Raw genomic sequence first — 9,371 nt, 5'->3', positions numbered from 1 at the left:
GAGCTGGTGGGGGCGGTGGACTGGACGGCCGCCCGGGCCTGATGGGGTGTCAGGCCCAGGGCGGCGACGGCCAGGGCGGCTGCCATGGCCGCCGCGGTGGGGGTGCGGACCACAGGGGGCTCCTCGCGTGCGCCGGTGTCGGAGTGACCGAACGGTAACCGGAGCCGCTTACCGAAGGTAACCCGCCAGTAAGTTACGCACTGGTAACGATTGTTGGGCGATGCACGCTTATGGGCGGCTCGACGCCGTCTCAGCCGTTCTGCGCAGCCCCGGAGAGGGCGCTCTTGGTCTTCCACTCGTCCCAGGAGAGGTTCCACTGGCCGTACCCGTTGCCGATGTCGGCCTTGCCCTTGGAGCCGCTGCCCGCGACCTCGACCGGGTCGCCGACCTGGGCCGTGCCGAACAGCCACTTGGCGTCGGAGTCGCTCATGCCGACGCAGCCGGAACTGGCGTTCTCGCGGCCGAACTTCGCGGCGTTCCACGGCGCGGCGTGGATGTACATCCCGGACCAGGTCACGCGCATCGAGTAGTCGACCATCTTGTCGTAGGAGTCGCCCAGGCCCACCGTCTGGGAGTCCATCCGGATGGTGCCCTCCTTGCTCATCAGCACCATCTTCCCGGACCAGGAGGCCTTCTTGCCGCCGGGCGTGCCCGCCGACACCGGGATGGACTTCACGGTCTGGCCGTCCTCGACCACGTTCATCTTCTTGGCGTCCAGGTCGACCTGGAGCCGGCGGTCCTTGCCGATCGTGAAGTTGGTGTCGTAGTCGCGGACGAAGTAGCCGCCGCCCGGGCCGGAGTCCACGCCGTTCAGGCTCATCTCGACCTTGACCTCGGTCCCGGACTTCCAGTAGTCCTTGGGCCGCCAGTCCACGCGGTCGTTGCCGGTGTAGTCCTTGACCCAGCCCCAGGAGCCCTCGGTGCTGTTCGAGGTGGTCACCTTCAGGCGCTTCTCCACCTCGGCCTTGTTCTTCACCGGGTTGTCGAACACCAGCGAGACCGGTTGGCCCACGCCCATCGTGGAGCCCTTGCCCGGCACGATCGTGACCTTGTTCACCTTGTCCGCGGCCGCCGTCTTGAACTGCGCCGTCGCGGTCTGGCTGTCGGTGTTCTGCGCGTCGACCTTGTACTGCGTGCCCGGCGCCGCGTTGCGCTCCGAGGTCCACGTCCTGCCGTCGTCGGCTATCTTGCCCGGCAGTTCGCCGCCCTTGCCGTCGGACACCTTCACCAGGGACAGCTTCCCCTCGGCGAGCGTGACCTTCACCGGCTCGCCGGGCTTGGCCTGGTCACCCGTCAGGTTCACGGAGATGGCCATCTCCGACTTCTTCTTCTGATCGCCCTTCGCGTCACCGCCCTCCTTCCCGTCGCCGCCGCCGCATGCGGTCAGAGCGGCGGCCATGAGTACGGCGGTGCCCGCCAGAACGGCGTGGCGGCGTCGGGCGAAGCGGCGTGTGCGGCTCAACGAAAAGCCCTCTCGGATAGCGGCGTCAGGGATCGTCCGCACAAGGAGATGCGGTCGGGGCGACTCTAGGTTGCGCAATCATCGGAAAAGATCCGGAAACCGCCTGTGACGCGGACCGCAGCAGAACGGTCATGGAACGGTCACATTCGTTGCGCAGCGCGGTCATCGACGCCTGTGAGAGTCCTGTGCGCCCCCACCCCGCAGCCCCGCCCGGACGGGACGTACAGGAAGGCCACCGCCGTGTGCGCACTGCTCGCCACCCCCGCCCAGCGGCACCGGGAGCCCGACCCGACGGTGCGCTCCCTGTCCACCGCCGAATACACCGCATTCCTCTGCCGCCACGGCCGGGCCAGCTTTCTCCAGTACCCCTCCTGGGCCGGCGTAAAGGACCTCTGGCGGGCGGAAACGGTCGGATGGCACCACCCCGGCGGGGAAATAACCGGTGCCGGACTCGTCCTCTACCGCCAATTCCCCGGCACCCGGAAATACTTCGCCTACCTCCCCGAAGGACCCGTCGCCGACTGGTCCGACCCCCGCATCGACCACTGGCTGCGCCCCCTCATGCGCCACCTGCGCGCCGCCGGCGCCTTCGCCGTCCGCATCGGCCCCTCACCCGCCTACCGCCGCTGGGACGCCGCCCTCCTCAAGGCCTCCACCGGGCCCGGCCGCCGCCTCGCCGACGTCCTCGCCACCGAGGTCGACCCGGTCGGCGCCGCCCTCGCCGACCGCCTGCGCACCCACGGCTGGCAGCGCTGCGGCGGCGAGGACGACGGCGACGCCCAGCCCCGCCACGTCTTCCGCGTGCCCCTGGCCGGCCGCTCCCTGGACGACCTGTGGTCCGGCCTCAACCAGGAATGGCGCCGCAACGTCCGCAAGGCCGCCAAGGCAGGCGTCGAAACCGTCCTCGGCACCGCCGCCGACCTGCCCGAGTTCCACCGGCTGCTGCGCATCACCGAGGAGCGCGACGGCTTCCGCCTCGGCCGCTCCCTCGCCTACTACCAGCAGCAGTACGCCGTCCTCAACGCCGAGGCCCCCGGCCGGATGCGGCTCTACCTCGCCGTCCACCAGGGCGAGGTCCTCGCCGCCCACACCATGGTGTCCACCGGGCGGCGGGTCTGGTACCAGACCGGCGCATCCGCCGACCACCGCCGCGAGGTGCGGCCCAGCAACGCCCTGCAGTGGCGCATGATGCGCGACGCCCACGCCCTCGGGGCCGACGAGTACGACATGCGCGGGGTACCCTCCACACTCGACCCCGACGAACGTTCTTTCGGACTGCTGCGCTGGAAGCTCGGAACCGGCGGACAGGTCGTCGAAACGCTCGGAGAGTGGGAGACAGCGATGGACGGGTACGCGAACGCGGCCCTGCACAAGGCCTTCCAGGCCTACCTGGCCCGCCGGTGACCGCCGCCGCACCCGCCCCCGGCACGACCGCCGCACCCGACGGCGCCGCACCCGACGGTTCCCCGACCGGCGCGGCCGCAGCCGGCGGCGCCGCTCACGCCGCTCCCGCCGCCGAGCCGCGCCGCGGCTCCGTGCTGCGCAGCGGCGCCCTCATGGCCGCCGGCTCCGTCGTCTCCCGCGCCACCGGCTTCCTCCGCTCCGCCGTCGTCGTCGCCGCCCTCGGCACGGGGCTGCTCGCCGACGCGTACACCGTCGCCAACACCGTCCCGAACATCCTGTACATGCTGCTCATAGGCGGCGCCCTGAACGCCGTCTTCGTCCCCGAGCTGGTCCGCGCGGCCCGGCAGCACTCCGACGGCGGGGCCGCCTACACCGACCGGCTGCTGACCGCCTGCACGGCGGCCCTCCTGCTGCTGACCGCCGCCGCCGTGCTCGCCGCCCCCGCGCTCGTGGCCGCGTACACCCCGTACACGGGCGCCCAGGCCGACACCACCGTCGCCCTCGCCCGCTACTGCCTGCCGCAGATCCTCTTCTACGGCCTCTTCACCCTGCTCGGGCAGGTGCTGAACGCCCGCGGCCGGTTCGGCGCCATGATGTGGACCCCCGTCCTCAACAACCTCGTCACCACCGCCGTCTTCGGGTACTTCCTGTACGCCGCCCACGGCGGCGGCGACGGCCTCACCGCCGCCGAGACCCGCCTCCTCGGCCTCGGCACCACCGCCGGCATCGTCGTCCAGGCCGCCGCGCTCGCCCCCTCGCTGCGCGCCGCCGGCTTCCGCTGGCGGCCCCGCTTCGACTGGCGCGGCAGCGGCCTCGCCCGGCCGCTCCGCAACGCCGGCTGGACGGTCCTGCTCGTCCTCACCAACCAGATCGGCTACTGGGTCGTCACCCGGCTGTCCACCACCGCCGGCGGACAGGCCGTCGAGGCGGGCCTCGCCGGAGGCGCCGGCTACACCGCCTACAGCAACGCCCACCAGCTGTGGATCGTCCCCCAGGGCATCATCACCGTCTCCCTGGTCACCGCGCTGATGCCCCGCATGAGCGGCTCCGCCGCCGACGGCGACCTCGCCGCCGTCCGCCGGGACGTCTCCTCCGCGCTGCGCTCCAGCGCCGCCCTCATCGTCCCGGCCGCGGCGCTGCTCGCCGCGCTCGCCCCCTGGGTCGTCGGCAGCGTCTTCGGGTACGGCCGCACCGGCGCCGCCGACGTCGCGGTCATGGCAGGCATGCTCGCCGCCTTCGCCCCCGGCCTCATCGCCCTCTCCGGCCAGTACGTCCTCACCCGCGGCTTCTACGCCCTGTCCGACACCCGCACCCCCTTCCTGCTGAACCTGGTCATCGCCGGACTCAACGCCGGCCTGTCCGCCGCCGCCTTCCTGCTGCTGCCCCCGCGCTGGGCCGTCACCGGCATGGCCGCCGCCTACTCCGCCGCCCTCTGCGCCGGCCTCGCCGCGACCGCCTGGGCCCTCGCCCGGAGGCTCGGCCCGCGCCCCGCACCGGCCGGCGCGCCTACCGACACCGCCCTGCGCACCCACCTGAAGCTCCTCGCCGCGTCCCTGCCCGCGGCCGCCGCCGGCCACGCCGCCGCCCGCGCAGCCGCCCCGGCCGGGGACGTCGCGGCCGCCGCCGCGGGAACCGCCGCGATCGCCCTCGTCGTCGTCCTGCTCGCCCGGCCGCTGCGCCTGACCGCCCTCACCGACCCGCTCGACTCCCTGCGGCGCAAGCGCCGCTGACCGGGAGCGGCCCGACCGCTTGGACACCGCCCGATGCCCCGCGTACTGCTGATCGAGGACGACCCCTCCGTCCGGGCCGGAGTCGGCCTCGGCCTGCGCCGCCGCGGCCACGAGGTGGCCGCCGCCGACACCGGAGAGGCCGGCCTCGCCCTGATGGGCGGCTTCCACCCGGAACTCGTCCTGCTCGACCTGATGCTGCCCGGGATCAACGGCGTGCAGGTCTGCCGCCGCATCCGCGAGACCAGCCAGGTCCCGATCATCATGCTCACCGCGCGCGGCGACGACTTCGACGTCGTCGTCGGCCTGGAGGCCGGCGCCGACGACTACATCGTCAAGCCCGCCCGCACCGAGGTCATCGAAGCCCGCATCAAGGCAGTGCTGCGCCGCCTCGGAGCCCCCGCCGACGGCCGGCCCCAGGTGGAGTTCCACGGCGACCTCGCCGTCGACCGGGCCGGGCTGACCGTCGCCCGGGGCGGCGAGCGCATCGCACTGGCCCCCAGCGAACTCAAGCTGCTGCTGCACCTGTCGGCCTCCCCCGAGCAGGTCTTCTCCCGCCAGCAGCTCCTGGAGTACGTGTGGGAGCACAGCTACCACGCCGACGCCCGGCTCGTGGACGCCTGCGTGCGCCGCCTGCGCCACAAGATCGAGGATCCGGACGGCGCGCCCCGCTACATCCAGACCGTGCGGGGCTTCGGCTACCGCTTCGGCCCCCTGTAGGCGGGCCGCGTGGCACGCACCGCACGCACCGCACCCCGCGCGCGCACCGCGCGAGCCGACCGCGACCAGCGCGCCGGCCGCCCCGGGTGGTTCGCCCGGCGCCTCCGCCGCGGCACCCCGCGCGAGCGGCGCATCGCCCCGCTCGGCCTGCGCACCCGCCTGATCGCGGCGTTCCTGCTGGTCGCCGCGGTCAGCGCGGTCTCCACCGCCGCCCTGACCTACCAGCAGGCCCGCAACGCCGTCCTCAAACAGAGCCAGGACACCGCCGTCAGCACCCTGCGCGACCTGATGGAGGCCCAGCCCGTCAGCCTGCCCATGGACCAGGCGCAGCTCGACCGGCTCGTCTCCGAGCTGGCCAAGCGCGGCAAACCGCACCCCTGGAACGTCTTCGCCGAGTACGGCCGGCTGCGCGCCTCCAGCAACGGCTCGCCCACCTCCACCGTCGTCACCGACCGGCTCCGCCGGCAGGTCACCGCCCACCCGCACGGCGCCTTCCAGCGCGTCACCGACGCCGACGGCGACCCCTACCTCGCCGTCGGGATGCCCGCGGTGTTCCGTGCGAAGGACACCCGCCCGCCCACCGGACTCGTCGTCTTCGCCACCATGCCGCTCTCCGCCGAGCGGACCACCGTGCAGGCCATGGTCGAGGCCGCGCAGCGCGGCGCCGTCCCCGGCCTCGCCGCCGCGGTCATCCCCGCCCTGCTCGCCGCGCGCAGCGTGCTGCGCCCCGTACGGGACATGCGGCGCGCCGCCCAGAGGATGGGCCGGGGCCGCCTCGACACCCGGATCGAGGTCCGGGGCGCCGACGAACTCGCCGGACTGGCGCGCACCTTCAACGACACCGCCCGCGCCCTGGAGGCGTCGGTGGGCGAGCTGCGGGACGCCGAGACCCGCGCCCGCCGCTTCGCCTCCGACGTCTCCCACGAGCTGCGCACCCCCCTCGCCGGGATGCTCGCCGTCACCGAGGTCCTCGACGAGGAGGCCGCGGGCCTCGACGCCGACACGGCCGCGGCCCTGCGGCTGATCAGCGCCGAGACCGGCAAGCTCGCCGTCCTCGTCGAGGACCTGATGGAGATCTCCCGATTCGACGCGCGCGCCGCCGAGCTCAACCTGGACGAGGTCGACGTCGCCGAGGCCGTCCGCAAGACCCTGGAGCGCCGCCACTGGGACGACGCCCGGGTCGTCACCGACCTGCCCCGGGACGCCCGCGCCCGCCTCGACCCGCGCCGCTTCGACGTCGTCCTCGCCAACCTCGTCGGCAACGCCCTGAGGCACGGCGGCGCCCCCGTCCGCGTCACCGTGCGGACCCGCCCGCAGCCCGGCGGGCCGCGACTGGTCGTCGAGGTCGCCGACAGCGGTCCCGGCATCGCCCCCGAGGTGCTGCCGCACATCTTCGACCGCTTCTTCAAGGCCGACGCCGCCCGCACCCGCTCCGCCGGCAGCGGCCTCGGCCTGGCCATCACCCTGGAGAACGCACGGCTGCACGGCGGAACCCTGGAGGCCCGCAACGGCCCGGCCGGCGGCGCCGTGTTCACCCTCGACATGCCCTTGGAGGCCGACGCATGAGCAGGATCCGCGGCGCCGCCCGCGCCGTTTCCGCCGGCGCGGCGGCCGGGCTGCTGCTCGCCGGCTGCGGCATCAAGACGACGGGGGTCGTGGAGAGCGGCGCCCCCGCCGAGATCTCCGTGAGCGCGCCCGACGGCAGCGCGGACTCGCTGGTGTACTTCCTGACCCCCGACAGGCGGCTGACCGCCGTGCGGTCCGGGTACGGCGCCGAGGGGGCCCAGGGCGCGCTGTTCCGGCTGCTGGCCGGGCCGAGCCGGCGGGAGCTGGCCTCCGGACTGGGGACGGCGCTGCCCGCCGTCGACGCCGGACTCGCCGCCACGACCATCAGGACCGGCCCCGTCGGCGACATCGTGGACGTCGACCTGCCGATCGACGTGGCCGGGCTGTCGGACCTCGCCCGCAGCCAGATCGTGTGCACGGCAGTGGCCGACGCCGCCGACCTGCCGTTCCTGCGCAGCACCATGCTCAACCAGGACCCGCCCGGCCACGGCCGGCTGCGCCGCACCGTCTCCCGCGCCTTCACGCCCGCCCGGGTCGACGCGTTCGCGGACCGCGTCCGCGCACGCGCCCGCACGCTCCTGGCCGACGCCCGCGCCAAGGCCGAGGACGGCGCGTGCGACGTGGTCCCCGCCGTCACCGACGAGTACGCGCTGCTCAACCTGACCGACCTGCTGGGCATCCCGGCCGCCGACCGCGGCCTGCTCCTCGACTGGACCGTGCGCGTCATCGGCTACCAGGATCCCGAGGACGCCCCCGAGCCGCTGCGCGGGCCCGACGGCACCCCGCTCAACCCGCGCTCCCCGGCCCTGCTCGGCGAGATGTTCGCGTACGCCCGCGAACTCGCCGAGCACAAGCGGCGCCGGCCCGGCGACGACATCGTGACCTCCCTGGCCGAGGCCGGGCTGGAACCGGCCGAGCTGGAGATGTTCTTCTTCCTGCTGACGGTCGCCGGAAACGACACCGTGCGCTCGGCCGCCCCCGGCGCACTGCTGGCCCTCGCCGGCGCCCCGGACGCCTACCGGCGGCTGGCCTGCGGGGCGGTGCCCGCGGACCGCGCCGTCGAGGAGCTGCTGCGCGTGCACCCGCCGGTGCTCAGCTTCCGCCGTACCGCCGCGCACGACACCGAGCTGGCCGGCCGGACGATCCGGGCGGGCGACAAGGTGGTCGTCTTCCACGCCTCCGCCAACCACGACGAGCGGGTCTTCGCCGACCCGGGGCACCTGGTCCTGGACCGGTCCCCCAATCCGCACGTCTCCTTCGGTGACGGTCCGCACGTCTGCCTCGGCGCCCACTTCGCCCGGCTCCAGCTGCGGGTGCTGCTGGAGGAGTGGCGGGCCGCGATGCCGGCGCCGGAACTCGCCGGGCCGCCGCGCCGCCTGGTGTCGAACTTCATCAACGGGGTGACGCGGCTGCCGCTGCGGGTGTCCGGGCCGCGGCGGTGACGTCCTCCAGCAGTTCCACCACGTCGGGCCCGTAGGCGGCCGAGTTGACCACTTTCAGCAGCAGGCAGAAGGGGTTGCCGCGGTGGCGGCGGGCCAGCTCCTGGTGGTGGCGGGCGAGGTAGCGGGCCCCGGCCTGGTTGCTGACCGCCGTCTGGCCGGATATCAGGAACACGGGCCGGGTGCCCGGACCGCTCGTCAGGCGGGCCAGGACGACGTGCTCGGCCCGGCCCTTGGACCAGCGGTACGTCTGCCCGCCCACCCGGATGGCGCCCCGGTCCGGGCCCGGCTCCGTCGACACGTCGACGGAGACCCCCGGCAGCATCGACTCCAGGTGGGCGGCGGTCCGGGCGTTCGAGACGGGCCCGCCGACGCAGAACTCGGCCCGCTCGCCGAACCCCTGGCGGACCGTGTCGTGCGCGACGATCTGGACGTTCGCCCCGCAGTCCTTGATCAGGGCCGATATCTCCAGCAGCGCGAACGCGTCGTTGCGGTGCACCGACCCCTCCGAGCCGCCCATCTGCCGGTTCACCACGAACAGGCAGTCCGATCCCGTCGGCAGCCCGAAGAAGGCCTGCTTGCGGCGCAGCGCCCGCCGCCACACGTACGTACGGGTCACCCATCCGAAGCCGCCGCTGATCGCGGTGGCCGCCAGTCCGAGCACGATGTTCCGCAGGTCTTCGTCCATGCGCCGGATGCTAGTGCCGCGCCCTCGGGGAATCACCGGGTCGCGGCAGCCGGAACGGCCGCCACCGCCGGGCCTTCCTGACGCGGGGGCGGCCGTGAAGTTACAGTGCCGACCGCAGCCCTGTCCCAGGGGGTCCGACAGGCCGTCGTCGACCGGAGGTACGCCATGCGCCGCCCCGCCCCACGTCTGTTAGCGCTCGCAGCCGCCCTCGCCGGGGCCCTCGTGTCCACCGGCGCCGCGGCCCCCGGATCCTCACGGCACCGTGACCGCCGGCACGGCGTGGCTCCGGCCCGGCGTCACCCTGCCGGTCGTCCCGCCCGGCCCGGCCTCACGGCCTGCCGTGCGGGTGGACCGCCATCGCCGAA

The 9,371-nt window shown here is 74.1% G+C and carries 7 protein-coding genes; 5 read left to right on the top strand and 2 right to left on the bottom strand.

Annotation, left to right across the window (positions count from 1 at the left end; genetic code table 11):
- Positions 1-250: 250 nt before the first annotated feature.
- Positions 251-1,462: an Ig-like domain-containing protein gene (locus tag EF903_RS22260; RefSeq protein WP_399421425.1), complete on the bottom strand. Its 1,212-nt coding sequence runs from the start codon at positions 1,460-1,462 to the stop codon at positions 251-253.
- Positions 1,463-1,702: 240 nt separating this feature from the next.
- On the opposite strand from EF903_RS22260, the gene EF903_RS22255 reads away from it, so the two are divergent.
- The 5 genes from EF903_RS22255 (at position 1,703) to EF903_RS22235 (ending at position 8,321) form a co-directional block, all read left to right on the top strand.
- Positions 1,703-2,866 (top strand): lipid II:glycine glycyltransferase FemX, encoded by a 1,164-nt coding sequence (locus tag EF903_RS22255; RefSeq protein ID WP_390335346.1) that lies wholly within the window; start codon positions 1,703-1,705, stop codon positions 2,864-2,866.
- Positions 2,867-2,997: 131 nt separating this feature from the next.
- Positions 2,998-4,596 (top strand): murein biosynthesis integral membrane protein MurJ, encoded by a 1,599-nt coding sequence (murJ, locus tag EF903_RS22250; protein ID WP_260615778.1) that lies wholly within the window; start codon positions 2,998-3,000, stop codon positions 4,594-4,596.
- 33 nt (positions 4,597-4,629) lie between these two features.
- Positions 4,630-5,313 (top strand): response regulator transcription factor, encoded by a 684-nt coding sequence (locus tag EF903_RS22245; protein WP_125545851.1) that lies wholly within the window; start codon positions 4,630-4,632, stop codon positions 5,311-5,313.
- Between the two features lie 9 nt (positions 5,314-5,322).
- Positions 5,323-6,879: a HAMP domain-containing sensor histidine kinase gene (locus EF903_RS22240; protein WP_185902770.1), complete on the top strand. Its 1,557-nt coding sequence runs from the start codon at positions 5,323-5,325 to the stop codon at positions 6,877-6,879.
- Complete coding sequence (locus tag EF903_RS22235; protein ID WP_260615777.1) at positions 6,876-8,321, top strand: cytochrome P450; 1,446 nt, start codon at positions 6,876-6,878, stop codon at positions 8,319-8,321. Before EF903_RS22240 ends, EF903_RS22235 begins: the two co-directional genes overlap by 4 nt.
- Here EF903_RS22235 and EF903_RS22230 read toward each other — a convergent pair.
- On the bottom strand, positions 8,272-9,006 hold the full coding sequence (locus EF903_RS22230) for a hypothetical protein (RefSeq protein ID WP_125545849.1): 735 nt from the start codon (positions 9,004-9,006) through the stop codon (positions 8,272-8,274). The genes EF903_RS22235 and EF903_RS22230 overlap by 50 nt on opposite strands.
- Positions 9,007-9,371: the final 365 nt, after the last annotated feature.

It is taken from the genome of Streptomyces sp. WAC05292 (assembly GCF_003949955.1).
GTDB classification, from domain to species: Bacteria; Actinomycetota; Actinomycetes; order Streptomycetales; family Streptomycetaceae; genus Streptomyces; species Streptomyces globosus.
The sequence above is the reverse complement of the archived record's forward strand: the minus strand, read 5'-3'. Positions and strand labels throughout refer to the sequence as shown.